Origin of the sequence: Paraeggerthella sp., from assembly GCF_048427265.1 — a bacterium.
GTDB lineage: Bacteria > Actinomycetota > Coriobacteriia > Coriobacteriales > Eggerthellaceae > Paraeggerthella > Paraeggerthella hominis.
In genome coordinates, this window is record NZ_DBFOSR010000129.1 from 1 (window position 1) to 22,287 (window position 22,287).

At 58.6% G+C, this 22,287-nt stretch carries 17 protein-coding genes, 2 tRNA genes and 1 riboswitch; of the genes, 7 read left to right on the top strand and 12 right to left on the bottom strand.

Annotated features, from left to right (window positions below; translation table 11 throughout):
* The 3 genes from ACMNI9_RS11545 to ACMNI9_RS11555 form a co-directional block, all read left to right on the top strand.
* Nucleotides 1-213 (top strand): hypothetical protein (locus tag ACMNI9_RS11545; RefSeq protein ID WP_418832247.1); only part of this gene is annotated, 213 nt, incomplete at its 5' end.
* A complete protein-coding gene (locus tag ACMNI9_RS11550) occupies nucleotides 173-1,636 on the top strand; it encodes a L,D-transpeptidase family protein (RefSeq protein ID WP_418832250.1) in 1,464 nt (487 codons plus the stop codon). The genes ACMNI9_RS11545 and ACMNI9_RS11550, both read left to right, overlap by 41 nt.
* Nucleotides 1,637-2,266: 630 nt before the next feature.
* A riboswitch (glycine riboswitch) is annotated at nucleotides 2,267-2,393 on the top strand.
* Between the two features lie 160 nt (nucleotides 2,394-2,553).
* Entirely contained in the window at nucleotides 2,554-4,041 is a 1,488-nt protein-coding gene (locus ACMNI9_RS11555; protein ID WP_301282395.1) for an alanine/glycine:cation symporter family protein, read from the top strand.
* Between the two features lie 162 nt (nucleotides 4,042-4,203).
* On the opposite strand, the gene ACMNI9_RS11560 is transcribed toward ACMNI9_RS11555, so the two are convergent.
* Complete coding sequence (locus ACMNI9_RS11560) at nucleotides 4,204-5,634, bottom strand: response regulator transcription factor (protein ID WP_418832253.1); 1,431 nt, start codon at nucleotides 5,632-5,634, stop codon at nucleotides 4,204-4,206.
* Nucleotides 5,635-6,005: 371 nt separating this feature from the next.
* Between ACMNI9_RS11560 and ACMNI9_RS11565 the strand changes: the two genes are divergently transcribed.
* Together ACMNI9_RS11565 and ACMNI9_RS11570 are read left to right on the top strand one after the other, a co-directional pair.
* Nucleotides 6,006-7,826 (top strand): flavocytochrome c, encoded by a 1,821-nt coding sequence (locus ACMNI9_RS11565; protein WP_418832255.1) that lies wholly within the window; start codon nucleotides 6,006-6,008, stop codon nucleotides 7,824-7,826.
* A 151-nt stretch (nucleotides 7,827-7,977) separates the two neighbouring features.
* Nucleotides 7,978-8,586 (top strand): AAA family ATPase, encoded by a 609-nt coding sequence (locus ACMNI9_RS11570; RefSeq protein ID WP_418832258.1) that lies wholly within the window; start codon nucleotides 7,978-7,980, stop codon nucleotides 8,584-8,586.
* A 60-nt stretch (nucleotides 8,587-8,646) separates the two neighbouring features.
* Here ACMNI9_RS11570 and ACMNI9_RS11575 read toward each other — a convergent pair whose 3' ends face one another.
* The 3 genes from ACMNI9_RS11575 to ACMNI9_RS11585 are packed head-to-tail and all read right to left on the bottom strand — an operon-like array spanning nucleotide 8,647 to nucleotide 11,613.
* Nucleotides 8,647-9,015 carry a tRNA-binding protein gene (locus ACMNI9_RS11575; RefSeq protein ID WP_114566378.1) on the bottom strand — a complete coding sequence of 123 codons (369 nt, stop codon included), beginning with the start codon at nucleotides 9,013-9,015 and terminating at the stop codon, nucleotides 8,647-8,649.
* A 13-nt stretch (nucleotides 9,016-9,028) separates the two neighbouring features.
* Nucleotides 9,029-9,550 (bottom strand): shikimate kinase, encoded by a 522-nt coding sequence (locus tag ACMNI9_RS11580; protein ID WP_114566377.1) that lies wholly within the window; start codon nucleotides 9,548-9,550, stop codon nucleotides 9,029-9,031.
* 50 nt (nucleotides 9,551-9,600) lie between these two features.
* Nucleotides 9,601-11,613, bottom strand: a complete 2,013-nt coding sequence (locus tag ACMNI9_RS11585) for a DUF2207 domain-containing protein (protein WP_418832261.1) — start codon at nucleotides 11,611-11,613, stop codon at nucleotides 9,601-9,603.
* 58 nt (nucleotides 11,614-11,671) lie between these two features.
* Here ACMNI9_RS11585 and ACMNI9_RS11590 point away from each other — a divergent pair.
* A tRNA-Ser gene (locus ACMNI9_RS11590) sits at nucleotides 11,672-11,762 on the top strand.
* A 173-nt stretch (nucleotides 11,763-11,935) separates the two neighbouring features.
* On the opposite strand, the gene ACMNI9_RS11595 is transcribed toward ACMNI9_RS11590, so the two are convergent.
* The 6 genes from ACMNI9_RS11595 to ACMNI9_RS11620 all read right to left on the bottom strand — a co-directional run bounded on the left by ACMNI9_RS11595 (nucleotide 11,936) and on the right by ACMNI9_RS11620 (nucleotide 18,736).
* The gene (locus tag ACMNI9_RS11595) at nucleotides 11,936-13,708 is read right to left on the bottom strand and encodes an oleate hydratase (protein WP_216529243.1); all 1,773 of its coding nucleotides are present in this window, start codon (nucleotides 13,706-13,708) and stop codon (nucleotides 11,936-11,938) included.
* Nucleotides 13,709-13,911: 203 nt separating this feature from the next.
* The gene (locus tag ACMNI9_RS11600) at nucleotides 13,912-14,274 is read right to left on the bottom strand and encodes a guanylate cyclase (protein ID WP_114566375.1); all 363 of its coding nucleotides are present in this window, start codon (nucleotides 14,272-14,274) and stop codon (nucleotides 13,912-13,914) included.
* A gap of 102 nt (nucleotides 14,275-14,376) precedes the next feature.
* Entirely contained in the window at nucleotides 14,377-16,329 is a 1,953-nt protein-coding gene (locus ACMNI9_RS11605; RefSeq protein WP_418832266.1) for a hybrid sensor histidine kinase/response regulator, read from the bottom strand.
* A gap of 153 nt (nucleotides 16,330-16,482) precedes the next feature.
* Nucleotides 16,483-17,037, bottom strand: coding sequence for a LemA family protein (locus ACMNI9_RS11610; protein ID WP_114566373.1), 555 nt, complete (start codon nucleotides 17,035-17,037; stop codon nucleotides 16,483-16,485).
* Between the two features lie 140 nt (nucleotides 17,038-17,177).
* Entirely contained in the window at nucleotides 17,178-18,236 is a 1,059-nt protein-coding gene (gene ispE, locus ACMNI9_RS11615; RefSeq protein WP_418832269.1) for a 4-(cytidine 5'-diphospho)-2-C-methyl-D-erythritol kinase, read from the bottom strand.
* The gene (locus tag ACMNI9_RS11620; protein ID WP_225749675.1) at nucleotides 18,233-18,736 is read right to left on the bottom strand and encodes a nucleoside deaminase; all 504 of its coding nucleotides are present in this window, start codon (nucleotides 18,734-18,736) and stop codon (nucleotides 18,233-18,235) included. The genes ispE and ACMNI9_RS11620 overlap by 4 nt, the downstream gene beginning before the upstream one ends.
* Before the next feature lie 161 nt (nucleotides 18,737-18,897).
* Between ACMNI9_RS11620 and ACMNI9_RS11625 the strand changes: the two genes are divergently transcribed.
* Nucleotides 18,898-18,985 (top strand) — tRNA-Ser (locus ACMNI9_RS11625).
* Nucleotides 18,986-19,010: 25 nt separating this feature from the next.
* Here the strand turns inward: ACMNI9_RS11625 and ACMNI9_RS11630 are convergent.
* Nucleotides 19,011-20,315 (bottom strand): hypothetical protein, encoded by a 1,305-nt coding sequence (locus ACMNI9_RS11630; RefSeq protein WP_418832272.1) that lies wholly within the window; start codon nucleotides 20,313-20,315, stop codon nucleotides 19,011-19,013.
* Between the two features lie 60 nt (nucleotides 20,316-20,375).
* Complete coding sequence (locus tag ACMNI9_RS11635; RefSeq protein ID WP_418832275.1) at nucleotides 20,376-22,046, bottom strand: FAD-binding protein; 1,671 nt, start codon at nucleotides 22,044-22,046, stop codon at nucleotides 20,376-20,378.
* Between the last annotated feature and the right edge of the window lie 241 nt (nucleotides 22,047-22,287).

Below are 22,287 nucleotides of genomic sequence, written 5' to 3' on the forward strand. Positions count from 1 at the left end.
CAACCCGAAGAAACGGGGGCGGCGATCGCTTTACGGCTTGCGGCCGAAGGCGATCGCCGCCCCCGTTTCTTCGGGTTGCCGATTGTCGGTTTTTCGCGGGTTCGATTGCACCGGCTGGACCCTATTCCTATACTGGACTATATTTTCAACCCACCTTTTCAAGGACGCGCACATGAACCAGTATCAAAACGCCCCGCGCGGCTTTCACGTTGAACACCGCCGCACCAACCCCCTTAAAGTCATCGGCATCATGCTGGCCTGCGCTTTGGCCTTGCTGTTAGCGGTATACGTCAGCGTTGCCTTGTACTTTTCCGGACGCTTCATGCCAAACACGACGGCAGGAGGCATGAGCCTGTCCCTCATGTCCTCGTCAGAGGCCGAGCAATCCCTAAAAAACAAGCTGGGCGACTATACGCTTTCCGTAAGCGGACAAGGCCTCGACCTCAAGTTGACCGCATCCGAAGCTGGCCTGGCCGTCAACACGTCGGCCGTCATAGACGACATGCTGTCGGACGTGAATCCCTGGCTCTGGCCGTTTCAGATTGGAGCGCAGCACGACGAGTCCGCCAAACTGGTAGCGGGGTTCAGCGGCACCGCCCTTGAAGATGCCGTGAAAGCCGCCGTCGAACAGGTCAATGCAAACGCCATGCCGCCGAAAAACGCGACGCTCGCGTTCGACAAGGCAACGAAAACCTTCAATATCGAACCGGAATCGGTGGGTACGGCCCTCGATGCAGATGCCGTGGTCAAAGTGGCGGAAGATGCGCTTTCCGCGCTCAATCGCCGCGCCGCCATCACGGCGGACCAGCTGCAGCAGCCAACCATCCTGAAAACCGACGAGCGCCTGAAGTCGGCCATCGAAACCGCCAACGTAATGATCGCCGCGAACATCCCCCTGACCATGGACGACTATCCCCTTGCAACAGTCGACGCCGACCTGGTTGCTCAGTGGATCACCGTGAACGACGAGGCCCAGGCCACACTGGACGAAACCGCCCTTGGCAGCTGGGTTGATCAGCTGGTTCAAGCAAACAACACCGTTGGCAGCGCGCGCACGTACACGCGTGCCGACGGAAAGCAGATCACCGTGAAGGGCGGCGTATACGGTTGGGAAATCGACCGAGACGCATTGCTCGCAGCCGTGAAGGAAGGCGTTTCCACCGGAAGCACGCAGGCGATCGCCGTACCTACGGTCACACACGGAGAAACATTCAAGGGCCCCGGCGTGCAGGACTGGGGCAAACGATACTTGGACATCGACCTGTCCGAGCAGCATGCGCGCTTCTACGATGAGTCGGGTGCTCTTGTTTGGGAGTCCGATATCATCACGGGCATTCCCGACGGGACGCACGACACCCCCGACGGCGTGTACTGGATGAACCGCAAGGAAAGCCCGTCTACGCTGAAGGGCTACGACGGCGACACCCAGATTTACGAAACCCCTGTTCAGTACTGGATGCCATTCGTAGGAGGCGCTATCGGCCTGCATGACGCGGAATGGCAGACAAGCGGTTTCGGCGGCACGAAATACGCCGACGGCCTGGGAAGCCACGGATGCGTCAACCTGCCTCCCGACAAGGCGGGGGAACTGTACGCGATAGTCCAGGGCGGCGACGTCGTAGTAAGCCACTGGTAGGAACCCGCGTTGTCGGCGCGGCGGATCGTCGCCGCGCCGCGCGCGTCCAGGGCCGCCCGCCCAACCCATGGCCGCGGGCGCATGCCTCACTCGAAGCCGCAGGGCGCGCCATCCCCACTCGGCGGTCGTCGCGACCCGCCGCTCCCGCCGCTCTGTCAAAACAAGCGAGTTTTGCGGCGATTTTCCGCCTTCGAAGACACCTTTCCCCAAGAGCGTTTTACATCGCACCAGGTCACAGAGCTGCAAGGACTATTTATCCTTGCTTGAGGACCAGCAAAACTCGTCCGTTTTGACAGAACGGCGGAATTGCCTGGACGTCACCCGGGTGCACGCGCCCGCAATCAGCGCTTCCCGCGCGGTCGGGAAATCATCCACCGCGAAAGAACTTCGGAGGAAGATGCCCTGCCCCGCTGCGGGGATGCTGCTGAACTGGTGTTTTAGGGGAAGCTCGAAAAGCTGCCGCCAACACGAGATGCGTTGATTCAACGGCTCCGACCAACCGCACAGCGCAAATTTTCAGGTCGCAAGCCTTTCTTTTCGTTCACAACCAAACTGTTACCTGCTACAATGTGCCCACAATTTCATAGCGTACCCCGTTGATACGTCCTGAATCTTACGAGACAGGACGCGGAAGGGGCCTCTGGAGAATCCCGGCTATCGGGTGCCGAAGGGGCAAGGCGGAATGCATACGCGAACGTGGACGCGATCCACGCGCAGCACCGTTGAAACTCTCAGGCAAAAGGACAGAGCTAAGCTACGAGTTCGTCGCGTTAGGCGGCGCTCGCTTTCCTTGGTTTCCCCTTGCATATCCTCCTGTTCGGCCTTGTTCCGCGTTGTTGCGAGGCTACAGAAGTTGCACGTACGTACATGCATAAAGGAGGAAACTGGTGGAAGGGTTTTTCAGCACGATCAACGATATGTTGGTCGCCATCGATGACTTCATCTGGGGCGTTCCCCTCATGGTGCTCATCTTGTTCGGAGGCATTCTGCTGACGGTGCGCCTACGCGGCGTCCAGTTCAGCCAGCTGCCCCGCGCGCTGCGCTACATGGTGAAGAACGAAAAAGACGGCACCGGCGAAGTGACCAGCTTCGGCGCATTGTGCACCGCGCTTTCGGCCACCATCGGCACGGGCAACATCGTGGGCGTGGCCACGGCTATCGTAGCCGGCGGCCCGGGTGCGATGTTCTGGATGTGGCTTGCAGCGCTGTTCGGCATGGCGACGAAATACTCGGAGGGCCTGCTTGCCGTCAAGTACCGCAGCGTCGACAAGAAGACGGGGCACGTGCTGGGCGGTCCGTTCTACTATATCGAGCGCGGCATGGGGCGCAACTGGCGCTGGCTCGCCAAGATGTTCGCGTTCTTCGGCATGTGCGTTGGTTTGTTCGGCATCGGCACGTTCACGCAGGTGAACTCGATTTCGACGGCCATCACCGGCTTCTTTGATCCCAATAAGTCCATGACGGTCAGCATCCTGGGCATGGACTACTCCATCTTCACCGTTATCGGCTCGCTCGTGCTGGCCGTGCTGGTGGGCCTGGTGGTCATCGGCGGCCTCAAGCGCATCGCGAAGGTTTCCGAGCGCGTCATTCCCGCCATGGTGGTGCTGTACGTAGGCTTCTCGCTGCTGTTGATCTTCACGAACCTCGACAAGGTTCCCGGCGCGTTCGTGACCATCTTCGAAAGCGCGTTCGGTCTGCAGGCAGCTGCCGGCGGTGCGTTGGGTGCCATCATCATCGCTATGCAGAAGGGTATCGCACGCGGCATCTTCTCGAACGAGGCCGGCCTGGGTTCCGCTCCGATCGCCGCAGCGGCCGCTCAGACGAAAGAGCCGGTGCGTCAGGGCCTCGTGTCCATGACCGGCACGTTTTTGGACACCATCGTCGTGTGCTCCATGACGGGCCTTGCCCTGGTCATGACGGGCGCCTACCAGATCCCCGGCCTTGAGGGAGCCGCCGTTACCACGGCAGCGTTCCAGGCCGGCCTGCCGTTCATCCCGGGCGAGATCGTGTCGTTCGTGCTGATGGCGTGCCTGGTTCTGTTCGGCTTCACCACCATTCTCGGTTGGGACTACTACGGTGAGCGTTGCCTGGAGTACTTCAGCAACGGCAACATGAAATCCGTGAAGGTGTACCGCTGGCTCTACATTGCCGCCGTGTTCATCGGCCCGTACATGACGGTTGCCGCCGTGTGGACCATCGCCGACATCTTCAACGGCTTGATGGCCCTGCCGAACATGATCGCCCTTATCGCCCTGTCCGGCGTGGTGGCGAAGGAAACGAAGGATTACTTCGCGCGCCTGAAAGCCGCGGGTGACGAAGACGGCATGGAACCTCACTTGATTGGCGACAACTGGGACATCCCGCCCCTGGACGCATTGACCGATCGTCTGGGATCGAAGAACTAGCTCGCTAAAACTCTCCGCACTTCCGCGAAAGGCCCGCTCACGTTGCGGGCCTTTCGCATAGGACGCCGGCCCAGCGGGGCGGGGCGCCAGTTCGCACTCCGCGATGGCGGCGCCTCGCAGCGCCGACGCCGCCATCGCCCGCCAGGCCCACACCCCCGCCGACTAGCGCCTGGCCGGCTTTTCAGGGCTGTCAAGCAAACCGAACAATTCGGCTTTGCTGTGAATGCCCAGCTTCCGGTAAATATGGTTGATATGGGCTTTCACCGTGCCCTGGGACACGTACAGCGCCTCTTCGATCTCCGCGACCGTGGCGCGTTGGGCCAAAAGCTGCAGCACTTCTTCTTCGCGAGGACTCAAGCTGTACACGCGAGAAAGGTCCGACACGCGCATAGCCGTGCGACCTTCGGCGGGGCCGCTTTCCATCTGGTCGTCGTTCAGAGCAACGCCCCATTTCGCCGAAAGCCCGCGCTCGGTGAAGAAGATCACCAAAAACGCGACCACGACGGCCACCACGATCCCGTTGTACACCATGCTCGTATCGGCGCTGCCCAGATACGCCGAAGCGCCCGCAAACGTCAGCCACCCCAAAAGCTCGACAAGGTAGCGAATGCCGCGCTCGATGCCGTTGATCCACACCGCGTTCACGCCGAAGCGGTACGTGATGTTGCTCATGACGATCATGATGTACATGGACAGCATCGTGTATCCAGCGTCGTAGCACAGCGCCATAATTTGAGCGCTGCCGGCAAACGAGGGCATAACAAACAAAAACCCTACGATGAACAGCGGAAACGCCAATTGGTAAATGGTGTCGAAGTTAAACCAGCGCGAAGCGGACAGCACGCCGAAGAACACGAGCCCTGTCACGAACAGCGCGCCCACGACGTTGCCGGGGACCAGCGGCTGCATGGGCAGCGCACCGAATGCCGCTGCGAACGTGCAGGTGGCCATAAGGAAGATGGGCTTCCAGGGTATGGTTTTCACATCGCCTTCGCGCACGGCGCGCGGAAGATCGCGGTCGGGCAGCCGGCGCATGCTCGAACGGACGCACGCCAGGCAGATCGGCGGCAAGACCACGGCGAAAAACGCCAGGTACGGAACGGACATCCCCAGAAACAGCCACTTCACCACCTCGCCCACGAAGATGGCGATAGCATGGTACAACGCCACGCGAAGCGGATTGAGCGACCCGTAGAATTCCGCCCACATAAGAATCAGGGATCCCAAACCGCCACCGGCAAGCAGCAATCCGGCCACCTTCAAAGGCTCGAACGGAACAAAGAAGCAAGCGATCACGACAAGAGCCGAGCCGCCCGTCATGCTGGCGCCCGTTGCAATCACGGCGGGCTTGTTCGCCCAGAGGGGCGCCACGCGCCGGGCAGCGAAAGCAAGCGCCAACGACACCACGCCAATAGCGGCTTCGAACAAAAAGTAGTCGAACACGGTAATGGTGGGAAACGCCTCGTAGCGGAAAAGCGTCGCAATCCACGCGCGGTACAGGCCAACCCCGAAGAACACGAACGGGATGATCGCCACGCGCCCGAATATGGCTTTCCACCGCTGGGCGAACCCCTGCTTCTCCACGCTTTCCACGGTTTCCTCCCCAAACAAGTGGAACGGCGGTGCGATGCGGCACCAACCGGTGAAACGTCCAAGGGCTTCGGCGCCCCTGCGCCCGGGCGGCGAAGCAGTGCAGCTTCAACTCCCTAGCCGCGGTTCATCATAGCCAAAAGAGCCTGATGGCGAAAGAGGGTTATGGCAAGGGTTACGTATTTAACCTACGCGGACAATTGCGCGGCGCGGCTCATCGCGGCATTTTGGAGAGGCATTGCGGCACGGTTGCGAACGTTCGCCAAGCTGAGGCGGGCGCGTGCGGCCAACGCTCGGCAACATCCGACGGACCCGCATGCAAAAGGAGCAACCCGCGAAGCAGCGGGACGGGATTTGTAGGGAGGACTATACACATGGAACGATTCTCGCGTAGGCAGTTCATTGCAGGCGGCGCCGTAGCGGCGCTCAGCGGCACTTTGGCACTCGCCGGGTGCGCGCCCAGCGGCACAGCAGGCTCCAAGAACGCATCGGCCGGCGACGGCGCAACCAGCACGGCAATCGGGTCGGGCATGGGCAAGCATGGCGAGTTCAACGTAGAGGTGTCGGTAACCGACGGAGCCATCGACCGCATCACCGTGCTCGATTCGCGCGAAACGCCGGGCATGGGCGACGTCGCCATGCAGAAACTCACCAAGCTGATCATCGACAATCAGACGCTGAACGTTGACGCCGTATCAGGAGCCACGCTGTCCAGCATGGCGTTCACCGGCGCCGTGGCAAGCGCCCTGGACGACCTGGGGCAGAAGTCGAGCGAATGGCAGAAGCGCGACAAGGCCGAATACGCGAACGAGACGACGCTGCCCGAATCCACCGACGTGGTGGTCATCGGGGCCGGCGGCGCAGGATTCGCAGCGGCTATTTCCGCAGCGAACGCCGGCAAGAAGGTCGTCTTGATGGAAAAAATGGGCGTACTGGGCGGCGACACCGCGCTTTCCGGCGGCGAGATGGCCGTTCCGGGCAACTGGATCCAGGTGAAGGAGGGCATCGCCGACAGCCCCGAAGCCCTGGCGAAGGACATGCTTGAAGGCGGCGACAACGCGGGCGATCCGGCGTTGGTGCAGGTGATCGCTGACGGCGCGCTGGAAAGCTCGCAATGGCTCACCTTCGAAGGCGGCGTGTCGTGGAAGCACGACCTCATGCAGTTCGGCGGGCACAACACGAAGCGCTCCATCATCCCCATCACGCACTCGGGGTCCGAGATGACCACCAAGCTGACCAAGCGCGTGAACGAGATCGACGACATTACGCTGGTCGACTGCACGCGCGCCGTTGAGCTGGTGAAAAACGGCGACGCCATCAGCGGCGTCAAGGTACAGAACACCGTGACCGGCGAAGAGAGCACGGTTGCCTGCAAAGCCGTGGTCATGGCAAGCGGCGGATTCGGCTCCAACATCGAGATGCGCGTGAAGTACAACCCGGCCATGGACGACAAGATCCTGTCCACCGACTCCGTAGGCGTAACGGGCGACGGCATCACCATGGGCGAGGCAGCCGGAGCAAACCTGATCGACATGGAGTACATCCAGACGTATCCCGTATGCGACCCCTCGACCGGCGCGCTGCTGTACGTCGGCGACGTGCGTCTGGAATACCAGGCGATCATGGTGAACAAGGAAGGCAATCGCTTCGTGGAAGAACTCGACCGCCGCGACGTCATTTCCAACGCCATCACGAAGCAAAGCGACGGCAAGGGCTACCTGCTGTTCAACCAGAAGGGCGCCGACGAAACAGGACTGCTGGTCACGCACGCCGACGAGTACGAGAACATTCTGGCTCGCAAGGTCATCGCAAAGGGCGACACGCTCGACGACGTGTGCAGCCAGATGGGCGTTGACGCTGCCGAACTGCAGAAGACCATCGACACCTGGAACCAGTACTGCAAGGACGGCAAGGATCCCGAGTTCAACTACCGCGGCACGATGAACCCCATCGAAGAGGGGCCGTACTACCTGATGGCCTGCAAGCCCGCGGTCCATTACACGATGGGCGGCCTGCACATCAACACCGACGCGCAGGTGCTCGACCAGACGGGCGCGCCCATTCCGGGCTTCTATGCAGCCGGCGAAGTGGCGGGTCACAAGATGGGCACGAACCGCCTGGGCTCCTGCTCGATGACCGACATCTACACGTTCGGACGCATTGCCGGAACGAACGCAGCTGCCTACTCGGCATAGCGCCGTCGGTCCATCCGGCTCGGCCGCGGCGCTCCCGCAGCGGCCGAGCGTATTCCCTCCCTTGGTTCGGGCCCGCAGCACGCGGGCCCGAACTGGTACAATGAGCGGCATACCACAGACGTCCGCGCTCGAAACGCAAGAAGGGGATTGCATGGACCAGCATCTGATATTCGCAATCAGCAGAGAATACGGCAGCGGAGGGCGCGAGATAGGCGAGCACCTTGCAAACGAGCTGGGCATCGCTTACTACGACAAGTTGCTGCTCAAGCGCATAGCCGAGGAAAGCGGCCTCGACGGGGACGTTATCGCGGACTTCGACGAAAAGCCCCTGCGACCGCTGCTGCTCAACCTGAACAACTTTTTTTGCGGAACGGACATCGAACACCCCGTCGCGGCGCGCATTTACAAAGCGGAAGTGGGCATTCTCAAATCCATAGCGGACGAGGGACCGTGCGTCATCGTAGGCCGCTGCGCCGACTACGTGCTTTCAAAGCACCCGGGCTTGGTCAGCCTGTTCGTCAGCGCCCCGATGGACGCCCGCGTCAAGCGCGTCATGCGCCGCAACAACCTGTCGGAACAAGAAGCTCGTGCGCGCATCGCCAAAGTGGACAAAGCGCGCGCCAGCTACTACCGCTACTTCACGGACGAGCAATGGGGGCAAGCCTCCAATTACGACTTGTGCCTCAACTCCGGACAGCTTGATGCGCAAGGAGCCGTTTCGGTGATTCACGCGTTCGTCGAAGCGCAACAGCCCCGATAGACCAGGGAACTCCAGCAGGGACGGAGCCAGCAAGTTGCGCGCTCCGTCCCTGTTTCGCACTTAGCCGAGACGCACGCCGTTCGGCACGTCGCGTTCAGGGACGGCGAGAACCGGCAGGATGCCGTCTTCGTATCCGATATCGTAGATCATGCCCTCGGACACTTCGCCCGCCATCTTTCGCGGAGCAAGGTTTACCACGAACAGAGCCTGCTTGCCCTCGATCTCGGCCTTCGGATCTTCTCGCTCCTCTTTCATACCCGAAAGAATGGTGCGCGTAAAGCCACCGAAATCCACCGTCATCTTTATAAGCTTGCTCGACTTCTCCACGTCTTCAACCAGCACGATACGCCCGACGCGAATATCCAGCTTGTCCAAGTCGTCAATCGTGATCAGCGGTTTCACGGGAGCGGTTTCTATCGTTTCGACCATGGAGCCTCCTTCGCTACGCTTGCGCCTGCTTGATCGCGTCGGCAACCTTGCGGGCTGCCGCGGTAATGGTCAAGTCGTTCACGTCGACCGTGATCTCGGCGTACTGCTCGTACAGCGGCTTGCGCTCGTCGAACAGCTCGCGCAGGCTCATGCCGATGCCGCCCTTGAGAACCACGCCGCGCTCCTGCAAATCGTGCAAGCGGTTCACCAGTTCGTCGTAGGATATCTGCAAGTACACAACCGTGCCGATTTCGGTCAGGTGCTGCATGGCCTCATCCGAGTAAACCGCGGAACCGCCCGTGGAGATAATGCTCTTGGACGCTTCGATATCGCGCAGGATCTCGTTTTCAACCTCGATAAACCCTTCGGGCCCGCATGCATCGATAAGCTTCTGAAGCGTTTTATCGCACTGGTTCTGGATGACCAGGTCTGCGTCTATAAAGTGATAGTTCATGATCTTAGCCAACACAATGCCCAGCGTCGACTTGCCCGCACCGGGCATGCCGATCAGAACGATATTGTCTTTTTCCGCCATACTGGCTCCTCCCTAGCTGACAACTTCATCCGCATTGTAGCACGGCCTTTCTAGCGCGCGCCGCCGCCTCCGCCGAAGCCGCCACCTCCGCCGCCCGAGAACCCTCCACCGAATCCGCCGCCGCTTGAGAAGTCCCCGCTTGCAGCGGACAGGGCGGCCTGAGCCGACGACAAGGTGTTAGCCATGGACGATTGGAACAGATCGCCCACCGCAGGCATGGCAACGCCGGTCGACGTATGCCCGCCCGTGTACCAGAACCACCACGGCATGTAGGACACGCCCAAGGATCCGTCGTACTCGAACAATTGCGGCATGGTGGTTTGCAGCTGCTTGATAGCCTGGTCGGCAACGCCGAACAAGTACGCATACACCATGAACTCGCCCCACACTTTTACGTCGGTGGGCGGGCGCTCGTCAAGCGACGAGAAATCGCGCAACCAGTTGCGCAGCGCTTTGCAACGCGCGATCAGGTTGTTTCCACGCACGCTTCGGCGCGGCATGTAGTTGGCGATAATGCCCAAGGCAATAGCCACGGGAAGCATGAAGATGAGAGGTATGAAGTTCTCCATCATCAACCAAATCGCCACGCCGCCAACGGCCATCACTACGGCAAGGGCAATCAGATACCCCTGATAGCGCTTGCCCTTTGCTTCGAAGAAATCCTGGCTGTTCGTTGCGGCGGACAGCGTTCCCTGCCACGACTGCATAGCGTCAAGCAACTCTTGAGGATGGTCTTTGCCGTACGTTTCGATCGTGCCGAACCACAGCGAGTCGCGGCCTTCGGCAACCCGGCCGAACAGAAGGTCGAGCGCCGCACGGTCGATAGGATCGGCCACCGCGTCGGCGGCGGGCAGCTTGGTTATATAGTAGTCGCCCTTCGTTTTGGACGATCCGAACAAACCCGGCTCGTCATAACTGCCGGCATCGATGCGCACGGCACCGATATGAGCCAGATGCATGAGCGTAGCCGAGAAATCATCCTGGTTTTCGCGATCCCAACGCCACAGGCGACCGATCACCGCAGGGTGCACGGCAGAATCGGGAACGTCGCGCCAATACTCGTCCTTGAAGTCAGGTTCATGCTCGCGACCGTACCGACGATACGACCACAAGCCCCAAAGCAGCAGCAAAACGCTTATCACACCGCAGCCCACGATGAATGCAAGCGACATGGTGCGCTGAACGTTCGCTTGGTCAGACCACGACTGCTCTTCTTTCAACACCGTATCAAGACGCATGGCCCCACCGTGCGCAGCGGCATCTTTTGCTGAAAGGTTCGTGAGCCATTTCACGGGAAACACAACGCGCGCTTCGGCAAACTGCCCGGCCGACACATGGGGGACCTTGTACGTAACGGATCCATCCGCATTGACCGACACCGATCCGTCAAGCGGGCCGTGGCCCCAAGCGCGCACGTTATCGCCCGCTTTCACCTCGGTTCCCTGAGGCACCGGCAGCGCAAGGGTCATCGTCACGTTATCGGACGCTTCGGCCCATTGGGACCCTATGTACTTCCAGTACACCTCTCCCACGTCTCCATAGGCTTGCGCGCCGTTGACCACCGTGTAGTCAAGCTCTATCATCGCCTGCGTATCGGATTGGTTGAAGAACGCGTACACGGTGTTCTTCGGCTCGTCGAACGAGTACGCATCCGTGCCAGGTCCGCCCGATTCGCGCCAGCCCAGCACGAACGGCACGTCTTTGAGCGTTGTCCATTCGCCCGAAATGGATCCGTCGGCGCCAAGCTGGCCCATGCGCATGCCGTTGATCTTGATGGACGCGTTCGACGGAAGACCGCTGCCGAGCTCCCACCATACAGCCGTGAAATCGCCGCTGAAGTCGAATGCGCGCTGCTCCACCACATGCAAGGACCCATCGGTTTCAACTTGCGCCTGAATATCAACCTTAGGCATGGTGTACGACTTCGCGTCGGCATAGGCCGGCGAGCACGCCAGAACGCCCACGGCTAAGGCGATCAGGCAGGCGAATGCAAGCGCGAATCGCCTGCGCTGCATAGCGAAGGAAATGTGGAGTTGCGTACCGCTCATGTTTTGCACAATCATGCTCCTTGCAACTTGGAGGTGGTCACGGTATCATAGCAAACCGCACCTATTATATTGTGGAGAGCTGACCGAGAGGCCGAAGGTGCTCGCCTGCTAAGCGAGTACACCCCAAAAGGGTGTCTGGGGTTCGAATCCCCAGCTCTCCGCCACCAACTTCAAAAGCCCGACAGTTTTTCAACTGCCGGGCTTCATTATATCGTCCAACCGGTTTCCCTACGGCAACGGATAGGTACCAGTGCACCGCCCCTCAGGTGCAAACCGGCCGCACGATGCTTGGCCCAAGCGAAGCCGAGCGGCAAGCAACGCAGCATACGCCGAACGCTTACGCCAAATGGCTTTTCTTGAGAATATCGCCGATGTAAGTGTTCTCGGTCTTTTTGACGAACGAATCGACAATTCGCTGCTCCACAAAGGGAAGATCCATGTCGACAAGCTTCTTGCGATCCGACAGATAGTACAGAGACCTCGCAAGGGCGCGCACATCGTACGCAGACGCGAACGTCTCAGGCACGCCGCGCTCCACGTCGAGCAATTGGTACACCGCCTCCATGGCGGTGCGCACGGAATACTCGGTCGTGAAAACCGTGTCGCGCTCGGTTTCAGCGAAATTGCCGATGAACGCAAGGTTCTTCGATCCCTGGGGAACCACCAAAGGACGATCCCCCGGCTTGCGCAGCATGAAGTAAGACGTGATGAACGGCATGTACACGGGTATCACCGTGCAATCATCGTGCGCCATAGCCTCGATTTGAGATTCAGGAACGCCCAAATGGTACAGCAGCTCTTGCGCGATTTCCTGGCCGCTGCACGCCTCGATGGGTTTCTTGACGTAGTTGCCGGGAACGCCCGACAGCAGGCCGTAGATCCACATGACCGTCTGGTCAGGACGCTGTTCCTTGAAATGAGGCTGACGATGTATCGTGAAGCTCATAAGCCAGTTGGAGTCCTTCACGGTAACGATGCCGCCGGTCACAACCTTTCCGGTCCTGAGGCCCCGGTTCGTCAATCGCTCTATATACGGATCGATCTTGCTGTTCTGCCAGGTAGCCGTTGCGGAAACGAACCAGCTTTCCTTGGGCAGGTTCTCGCAAAACACGTCAGGGTTGCCGAACTCGGGCGATTGCTCGGCCAACCGCTTCCACAACGTCCAGCTGCCGCCCAGCTCATGGGTGACGGGAGCCGGATCGAAATGGCTGCCTTGCGTGGAGCTTTCTGTTATGGATCCGTTCGTGATCAGCACCAGATCGTTTTCCGTCAGCCCTATGCGATCGATGCGACCGCTGCGGTCCACCACCAGCTCGCGGGCGACCTTCGCGTCGTCGGAAACGTCAACGCGAACATCAACGACCCGCGCATGGCACTCAAACCGGACGCCGTTCTCCTTCAAGTACGAAACCAGGGGCTTGACCAGCGATTCGTATTGATTGAAGCGCGTGAACTTAAGCGCGGTGAAATCAGGAAGCCCCTTGACGTGGTGAATGAAGCGCATGATGTAGCGGCGCATTTCTATAGCGGAATGCCAACGCTCGAACGCGAACATCGAGCACCAGTACAGCCAGAAGTTCGATTTGAAGAACTCCTCGGTGAAAACGTCTTCTATGCGCTTGCCTTCGAGCGATTTCTCGGAAGCCATCCATAGCTCGATCAGCTCTTTTTTCGCCTTCTTGGAAAGCGTGAAGTCGCCATCGTCTTCAACCTGGCACCCGCGATCGTGAATGATGCGGCAGTTGGAGGAGTTCGGATCGTCGTGATCAAGCCAGTAGAATTCATCGAGCACTGACGCATGTTCCACCTCAAGCGATGGAACGGATCGAAACAAATCCCATAAGCACTCGAAGTGGTTCTCCATCTCGCGGCCGCCGCGCGTCACAAATCCGTCAAGCGGCACCGCCTTACCGTCTAAAGATCCTCCCGGAACAGCCGTTTCTTCAAATACATGAATCCGATTGCCCTGCATGTGTCCGTCGCGTAGCAAAAACACCGCAGCTGCCAAACCGGCAAGGCCGCCGCCTACCAAATACGCCGACTTGTCATCGACTCCCTTGGGTTTTCTAGGCCGAGCGAACGCTTCGTAGTTGCCGTTGGTGTACCTCATGCGAACCCTTCCTTTCCCATCGCCAGCGCCGGCAAGCGCCGGAACCATACGTTGCACGAATGCCATCGTATGACTGACCCCGATCGAAACAGGGGCCAGTACGAAAAGGAAGGCGGATCGAAAAAGAGCAGTTACGAATGGGTTGGAAAACAAGCGGACCCGCTGTTGCGCAGGTCCGCTCGAATACCAACGAGTACAGCCGATCAGCCTCGGCGGCCCCTGAAGCGCGAGCCGATCCGTTTCGCCTTCATCGGCTTTTTGCGGTACGCCGGATGATGCTTGAGGAAAACAGCGCGGCATACCTGTGTCACGCCAAGCGCAACCAAAGCGGTAAGTAAAAAGCTAAACGCCAGATCGAACACGCCCACATTGTGCTCGAACCACGCATACAGGCTGAACAATCCAAAGAACGAGGAAAGAACGCCCGTGATAGCCGTGAACAGTTTGATGAGGATTTCCTTCGCACGGGTTGGCGAGTAGCGATACGTGGCAACAAGATAGACCACCAGCGCGACCACCGCCAAAACAACCAACAGCACAGCGATGCGCGATAAGCGGGCGATCATGACGGAACTCCTCTCTCAGAACAGCAAGCGCCTTGCTTGTACGAACTCCTTGATTCCGCATCATACCAGACTCGCAAGAGGCCGCGCGAAGGCTCATCGATTCTAACGGGCGCTCCGTGGTTTCACGTGCGTTTCAAGCAGCCGTACGATCTCGTCTTTTCCGATTGGCTTGACCGCATAGCCGTCCATCCCCGCCTCGGAAGCACGTTTTCTGTCCTCGACGTACGCATTGGCCGTCATGGCAATAATCGGCGGATGCGAACGATGCGCGCAAGAGCTTTCCTCCACGATTGCGCGAGCGGCCTCCAAACCGTCCATGCGCGGCATTTGTATATCCATGAACACCAGGTCATAATAGTTTTCCGGTGCCGACCTCAACGTTTCGACCGCTTCAAGACCGTCCCAAGCGCGATCGACCGAAGCGCCCGTGCTCTTGATGAACTCCTCGGCGATTTCTCCCACGATGTCGTTATCCTCAACAAGCAGAACCCGTACGCGCGCCCAATCAGCCGAACGGCCGCCATCAGGCAGTTCTGCGTCGTCTGGCGCCGTCGAAAGATCTTCGGCGTCCGCCGAGGCCTCCTCCTGCATCTCGAAGGGAAGATCCACCGTGAACTTCGAACCCTTCCCTTGAACGCTCTCCACTTTAATGGACCCGTTCATAACATCGATCAGGTTCTTCACGATAGACATCCCCAAACCCGTTCCCTCCACCGCAAGACGCGATGGGCGCTCCTCCCGCTCGAACGGATCGAACATGCGCTCAACGAAATCCGACGACATCCCTATGCCGTCGTCCTCGATCACAAAGCGAACTACGCAGGTTTTCTGGGCATCCTGCTCGTTCAGGTTCAACTCTTCCGCCACTTCGCCGAACGGCATACGGGCCGCCGAGAACCACACGTGACCGCCCGGCTCCGTATACTTCACCGCATTGCCCAGCAAGTTGACCAAAATCTGACTTACGCGCATCTCGTCGCCAACCACCAGCGTGCGCCCAAGCGAGCAATTGACCGCCTCGAACGAAAGTTGTTTCGTATCGGCCTGCGGGCGAACGATGGAAACCATCATCTCCACCAAATTGCACACGTTGAACGTCGCGCGGGTTAGATCGATTTGCCCGCTTTCTATCTTGCTCATGTCCAGCACGTCGTTGACCAGGTTCAAAAGATGATGCGAGGAGAGTTTTATCTTGTTGATAGATTCCCCTACGCGCTCGCGGTCATCCTCGTGCTCGCTGGCTATGTTCGCCAGCCCGATGATCGCGGTCAAGGGCGTGCGAATGTCGTGGGACACGTTCGACAGGAACCTCGACTTCGCCTCGTTGGCTTCCTGCGCAGCTTCAAGCGCGCAGCTCAGGCTTTCCTGGAGCGCACGTTGTTGATTGTTTTTCCGCATGATCACAATGATGAACAGGATGAGCGCAACGACGAACACGCTCAAGAGAACCGTTGCCGTGTCTATAGCCTCTTTCCGGGCATCGGCTATCTGAGCGTACGTCCTGTCAAACGATTCGGACGCAACGTCGATGATCTCGGTGTTGATCGTTAGCATGTGGTTGATGCGCGGGTCGATATTGTCGGAAAGGAAGCGAGCTACATCATGATCGCTCGCATCGCCCAAGCTCATATCGATGAGCTCTTGCTGTTGTAGACGGAACTCTTCGTAGCGGTTCGAGAGCTCGACGGCAAGTTCAGGAGCGGCGATGAACCGATCGGAAACCTGCTCAAGCTCTTTGATCATCTGCTGGTCGATTTCCTCGAACTCAACCCGAACGCTCTCCACGGTTTCAGGAGTGCGCGCGAAACCCAGGCGATCGTCGAGCGTTCTCATGGACATCAGATACGTCTCAGCCCGACCAGCGGCCAGCGTCACCGCGTAGGGGTGGTCTTTCAACCGCTCGGTTCGCTGGTCTATCTCATTCATGTTTATAGACAGAACAACGTAGAAGCCAACCAAAAACGCCACCAGAATCAACGCGACAACGGCAAAGACGCCCGAGGAATCCAGAAGGCGGTCAAACGTTTTCGATTGTCGATCTTCGCGCTTGCCCATAAACCGCTCCGTCTGACAAACCAGGGAAGGGGAGCAGGACGCATCGAGCCGGGTCGTTGTACCGGACCCCGTCAATCGTCAAAACTCAGCAGCACGATCCCGGTATAGAACAAAAGCCCCTCGTCCCAGACACGAAACGAGGGGCTGCCCTTGCTAGAATTGAACTTGGGGAGCCACTTCCGCGCCCGACGCGGCATCGAAACTCTGACGCTCCTTGAAACCCATCATACCGGCAATAAGCACGGCAGGAAACGTCTGAATAGCGGTGTTGAACTTCATGACCGTGTCGTTATAGCTTTGGCGCATGTAGCTGATCTTGTCTTCCGTGTTGGAAAGCTCTGCTTGCAGCTGTTGAAAGTTCACGTTCGCCTTCAGGTCGGGGTATGCCTCCGCAACGGCGAACAGGCTTTTCAGGGCCCCGGTCAAAATGCCATCAGCCTGCATTTTCCCTTCGGGAGTGCCGGCGTTCATGACGGCTGCGCGAGCCTGCGTGACCTCGTCGAGCGTACCGCGCTCGTGCGAAGCATAACCCTTGACGGTCTCAACAAGATTGGGGATAAGATCCAAACGACGCTGCAGTTGAACGTCGATCTGTGCCCAGGCGTTGTCCACCATGTTGCGCAGCTTGACCAGGTTGTTGTACAACCCGATAACAGCCAAAGCAAGCACAACGACAATGACAAGCACGACGATCCATACGATGTCCATAGCTCTCCTTTGCTAATGCGTACGGCTCATTCTACCATCGCTGGAAACGAGACTATCGTACGCCACTATTCTGTAACCGTTCCCTTACGGTAAGACTCGCCGATCAATCGCCCCAGTCCCGCATCAAGCGGGCCGGGAACCTATCTCACCGGAACGGAAGCCGCACGCGAAGGACCGAAGGTTGTCGAGCGAGCCCACCAACCCCGGCTTCGAGCCTGCGCTGCCACGCGCGTTGCGGCATCGATCGACTTGCACATCGCGAACACGGCGGATCCGCTGCCGGACATGAGCGAGGCATCCACATCCTCATGAGAGCTTGCCCATGTTCGAATATCCGCAAGAGCCGGAAGCATCTCCTCGGAGACCGGCACCAAGTTATTGATCAAGGGGACATCCTGCGCACGCGTGGCACGTAATGCAATAGCACGTTGATCGGCTGAAACGAACGAAGGGTTCTTATCAAAGGCGCGATAAGCAGCGGCCGTCGAAACGCCCCCTTCAGGCTTGATCAACACCACCGGCCCGTTCATGGGCGTCAGCTTATGGTCAAGCACATCCCCTACGCCGGTCAAGCACGCGCAGCCGCCGTGCAAGAAAAACGCCACATCGGCACCGAGTGACCGAGCGGTTTCCTCAATCAAAGCATCGTCGGTCGGAACGCCCCATAAGAGCGCCGCGCCCACCAAAGCGGCAGCGGCATCGGAAGACCCGCCCCCAAGACCGGCTTCTGCGGGAATGTGCTTCTCGATACTTACCACAATCGTTTCGTCTTGCTGCCGCCCAAGCGCGGCGGCGAAACGGCGAATAGCCTTGCTCACGATATTGTCTGAAGGGGCAACGTCGAGCGGCGCAAGTCCCTCGCACGAGCGTGAAGCCAGATCAACCGCCAATCCCGCACCCGGCGCCGCCGGGGCGGTTTTCATGCGCAAGACGTCATGCAGCAACAGCGCATGCATGACGGTAGTAACCTCGTGGTATCCGTCCGCGCGCTGTTCGCCTATATCGAGGTACAGGTTCACCTTCGCAGGAGCAACCAGCTTAACGGAGCCGAAGGCATTGAACGAGGCGACATCCACCCCCTGAGCGATGCGCGCAACCTCGAACATATCAACAACATGCGGGTCGTTTGCACGAGAAGAGGGCCCTTCCGCACCTGAAGAAACGGGGCTGGATTCCGGAAGCTCGGTCGTATTCGTCATAAAGGTTTCGTTCGCCTCTTTCTTTTGCTTGCGAAGAAGTCGCGTAGTATCTGGGCGCATTCGTCGGCAAGGACGCCGGAAGTCGCCTCGAAGGTATGGTTAAGCCGTTCGTCAGCGTTGACGGAGTACAACGTGCCCGTCGCACCAGCTTTCGGATCAGGAGCGCCAAAGACGCACCGATCGACGCGCGCTTGGTGCATCAGCCCAGCGCACATAATGCAGGGTTCAAGCGTCACGTACACCGTGCAACCTGTCAGACGCCATGCATCTAGATACTCAGCAGCCTGCTTCATAGCCAAAAACTCCGCATGCCCAGCTGGGTCTTTCGTCGTTTCCCTCATATTGCAAGCCCGAGAAATAACCACCGGATCAGCCAACGGCTTGCAGGTAGCGGGATCAATAGGCTGGTATACGACAACGGCGCCGATAGGAACTTCGCCCAACTGTTCGGCACGGCGCGCTTCGGCAAGAGCCATACGCATGTAGTCTTCATCGGTCATGTCGCATATTATATGGTATCCTACCAATCGTTCAGGGATTCAACGCGATTTTCGCATGGCCAGAATGCTGGAGCGGCTCAAATATCATTGTTTCACGTGAAACAAGCAAGCCCAAACGCGTTCGCCAAACCAATCGCGCAAAGCCCCAGGACCAAAAATGCGGAGGCGTGGCCGAGTGGTTGAAGGCGGCAGTCTTGAAAACTGTTAACGTTCACGCGTTCGTGGGTTCAAATCCTACCGCCTCCGCCATTGCTATTCTTGCTGATCGCCCAAATCACAACGCAGCTTTTTCCGATGCGGATCGCTCGATCAGCCGAGCGAACGATACCCGCAAGTCGGGTGCGCTCAAGTACACGTTCGCCGTAGCCCTCGTAGTTCGAACAAGCAGCCCCCGAGCAACCAAATCTTCGAAATCGGTCCGTGCTGTCGAGTACGCGATTCCATGCGCAGCGCGATGTTCCGATATGGCGAATTCCGTCTCGGGTGCAAGAACCGCGCGTTTCAACAGGGTTTTCTGTCGATGATTGAATCCATCCGAAGCCGCAATGCGCGCAAGGATCAAATCATCTGACTCCTTGAGGTTTGCAAGGGATTCCTCCATAAGCTGAAGCATGTGCAACATGATGGACATAAACGAATCGTAGTACGCCGTCCAATCCGTAGCAGCCCCGTCCGCCACGATCGACTCTCTCAAAGAGTAGCGAGCGCTTCCTGAAAAACTGCTTCCCATGCTCCAATCTTCCAGAATCTTCGTTTTCGGAAGGAAGCGAAACGCAGGAAGCCCTTTTTTAAGCAGATAGAACCGGCTGGCTATGCACCCCATGAGGTTATTGCACGACGGAAGCGGTGAAAGCCTCCAGAAATGGCAGTTCACCAGCATCGACACCATAATGGGATCTTGAACCGGCTCGGTGTTCAAGTCGTTTCCGGTGGCAACGATGATATCCAGCACGCCGTTGTCTCGAGCCGAAACAACATGCTGATCCAACAAGGACACCGTACCCGGAGCAGGAAGATCCTCATCCGAAAGCCCTTCGGTAAGGTCCTGGTACAAACGCATAATGACCGATTCGTCGAAGGGGAGCTCTTCGTACGCAGGCAAATCCCTCATAATAGAATGAAAGTTCACCGCAAGCCGCTCCGCGAAGGTCATGCATGCACGCTCGCCGAATATTGCCGCACGAACGCTCTCGTAGTCCGTTTCAAACCCATCGTGCTTTAAGTTCGCAACGGCTTCCTCTATGTAATACTGCGTCACAAAGCGACACCCGGCGCGCTCCGATATAAGAAGATCAAGAAACGATCCCCGTTGCGTTTTACGAGCTATCTGGCGTAACGAATACTGCAACGTCGCTGGAACCGTATGCCAGTTCTTACGAACTCCCTCGGGAGTGAATTCGACGATCGGCCCGTAAAACGCCTGGCCACGTCGGATGGCCGTCAACGCTTCCCATATTTCGTCCGCTGTATAACCGTCCGGTACGAACCGGCGATCAAGCTCGCTTTTCAGCATGGGGCGGCGCGCCGTTGCCGAAAGCAGAAGCTGAAACTCCGGACTGCTTAAAAACCCCAAAGACACAGACCCCTCCGCTCCCTCATGCCATGGGAGGGCTGCACCTCCCATGGCATGCAGTAACTTTTACGACCAGGCTTCGAGCGAAGAAAGCTGGGCCGCGGCGATTTCACCGAACGCCAGAGAGGGGCCCAACGTGCCGCCGCCTCCTGCATAAAACGCCCCTCCACAGCCAACCCCCGCACAGTTGCCATGAGCAAATAAACGCTTAACCTCGTTACCGTCCGTATCCAAAACCCGAGCGTTTGCGGCGATTTTCATCCCGCCCATGGTTCCAAGCACAACGGGAACCACTTCAGCCGCCCAGAAAGGACCGGTTTCCAGTGGAGCAAGCGTGCGAGCCGCTCCTTCGTAGTTCGAGTCGCCACCCACGTAGTGCTGTCCATAGTAGTCTTGCCCGCGACCGAAATCGGGATCCGAACCGTTCCGCGCATGGTCGTTGTATCGGACAAGCTCCTCGGCAAGACCCGCAGCATCGATGCCGCATGCCTGGGCAAGTTCTTCGATGGAGCCGTACTGCTTGAACGCCGCCCCCGGCTGACCGGGCTTTCCGCCGTTCAGCCCATACGTATCGACCGCAGCCTGGTCGGCTATCGCGAACGCGGGAAGGTTCTGCCAACCGCGAGGCTCAACCCCGTTCTCCAAAGCGCAGAACGACCTGCCTACGGAATCGTAGTTGGAGCATTCGTTCGTGAATCGCTTTCCGTGCTTGTTGACGTAGATCACCCCGCGCTTGCAATCGTCGCGAATAGCCGTTGAAAGCTTGCTCGCTCCCATAGCCCGAGCTTCTTCGTACTCGACCTTGTACCCGGGCGAAAGCCAAGCTTCGTTCATGAAGCTAAGATCGCAGCCCGCCTTCATAGCCATTCGCTGTCCGTCGCCGGTGCCGTCCGGCGTGCCCCAACTATACAACGCGGGGACGCGCAGATAGGTTTTCATCATCGATTCGTTCCAATCGAACCCTCCCGACGACATGACGACCGCCCGTTTGGCGCGAATTTTCATTTCGCTCTTGCCGTCCTTTGCGACCACGCCAAGCACTTCGGTGGAACCATCGTCAGAAACGCGCGTGACAAGCTGGGTTGCCGGAGTTTTCGCCATGATTTCAACGCCTGCTTTTTCCGCGCTCGATACAAGGGCGCCGCCCAGAACTCCGGCGATTGCCTGATCTTTTTCTACCTTGGGGCAGAGAGAGCGCCCTATGGTCCTTCCTCCCGGCAGATCAGAGCGGTAGTCGATACCGGGTGCCCAATACACCCATTCGACGCCTGCTAGGCGCGTCACGTTGTCTAGAGCGATGTTCACATTGTCTACGAAAGCTTCAGCATGATCAGGAAGGTACGTTTCGCCCGATCCTGCTGCAAGGTACGCGAGTGCGTCCGCTTTCGAGTCCTTGTCACCGTTCTGCTCCATAAGCTTGTTCGCAGGAGCCCAAACCACCGAGGACGAGTACAGGGTAGAGCCACCGGGCTTCGCACCCTTTTCCAGCACGATAACGCTCAGTCCTTCTTCACGTGCTCGAAGCGCAGTGTACAATCCTGTCCCAGCGCCTACGACTACCAAGTCCGCTTCCTTATCCCATGATTCTGCGGACGACGATGACGCCGCGCCTGAACAACCCCCAAGCAAGCTGCTCGCCAACGCGCCGACTGTCACGACGCCGCCAGCGAACAACGCCTCGCGACGAGTAAATTGCTTTGCAGCGCTTGCCTCTACGGTACGTTTCATGCCCTCCATGGCCGATCCTTTCCAAAGCACGACTGTTTCACATGTTCGATTGCGAAGGATCTGCAGATTCCCCTTACCGGTTGCGCCAGTGTACGAAACCGATTCCAAAAGCGTCAAGATGGCAATAATCGTTAGCTTGATATTCTTGTTTTACCTGATCAAATACGTATCATGAAAGGCGATACCACACGGTGGCGATTTTCGCTACGGGGGAAACGGGACTGAGAAAGCGTTTGTTCCAGAACGTATG

Coding starts and splice junctions, on each gene's coding strand:
- ACMNI9_RS11600 (WP_114566375.1), bottom strand. CDS start 14,274: ATGATCGCCCGCTTATCGCGCATCGCTGTGCTGTTGGTTGTTTTGGCG.
- ACMNI9_RS11585 (WP_418832261.1), bottom strand. CDS start 11,613: ATGATTGTGCAAAACATGAGCGGTACGCAACTCCACATTTCCTTCGCT.
- ACMNI9_RS11570 (WP_418832258.1), top strand. CDS start 7,978: ATGGACCAGCATCTGATATTCGCAATCAGCAGAGAATACGGCAGCGGA.
- ACMNI9_RS11550 (WP_418832250.1), top strand. CDS start 173: ATGAACCAGTATCAAAACGCCCCGCGCGGCTTTCACGTTGAACACCGC.
- ACMNI9_RS11620 (WP_225749675.1), bottom strand. CDS start 18,736: ATGACCGATGAAGACTACATGCGTATGGCTCTTGCCGAAGCGCGCCGT.
- ACMNI9_RS11555 (WP_301282395.1), top strand. CDS start 2,554: ATGTTGGTCGCCATCGATGACTTCATCTGGGGCGTTCCCCTCATGGTG.
- ACMNI9_RS11580 (WP_114566377.1), bottom strand. CDS start 9,550: ATGGCGGAAAAAGACAATATCGTTCTGATCGGCATGCCCGGTGCGGGC.
- ACMNI9_RS11595 (WP_216529243.1), bottom strand. CDS start 13,708: ATGAGGTACACCAACGGCAACTACGAAGCGTTCGCTCGGCCTAGAAAA.
- ACMNI9_RS11635 (WP_418832275.1), bottom strand. CDS start 22,046: ATGGAGGGCATGAAACGTACCGTAGAGGCAAGCGCTGCAAAGCAATTT.
- ACMNI9_RS11575 (WP_114566378.1), bottom strand. CDS start 9,015: ATGGTCGAAACGATAGAAACCGCTCCCGTGAAACCGCTGATCACGATT.
- ACMNI9_RS11565 (WP_418832255.1), top strand. CDS start 6,006: ATGGAACGATTCTCGCGTAGGCAGTTCATTGCAGGCGGCGCCGTAGCG.
- ACMNI9_RS11605 (WP_418832266.1), bottom strand. CDS start 16,329: ATGGGCAAGCGCGAAGATCGACAATCGAAAACGTTTGACCGCCTTCTG.
- ACMNI9_RS11610 (WP_114566373.1), bottom strand. CDS start 17,037: ATGGACATCGTATGGATCGTCGTGCTTGTCATTGTCGTTGTGCTTGCT.
- ispE (WP_418832269.1), bottom strand. CDS start 18,236: ATGACGAATACGACCGAGCTTCCGGAATCCAGCCCCGTTTCTTCAGGT.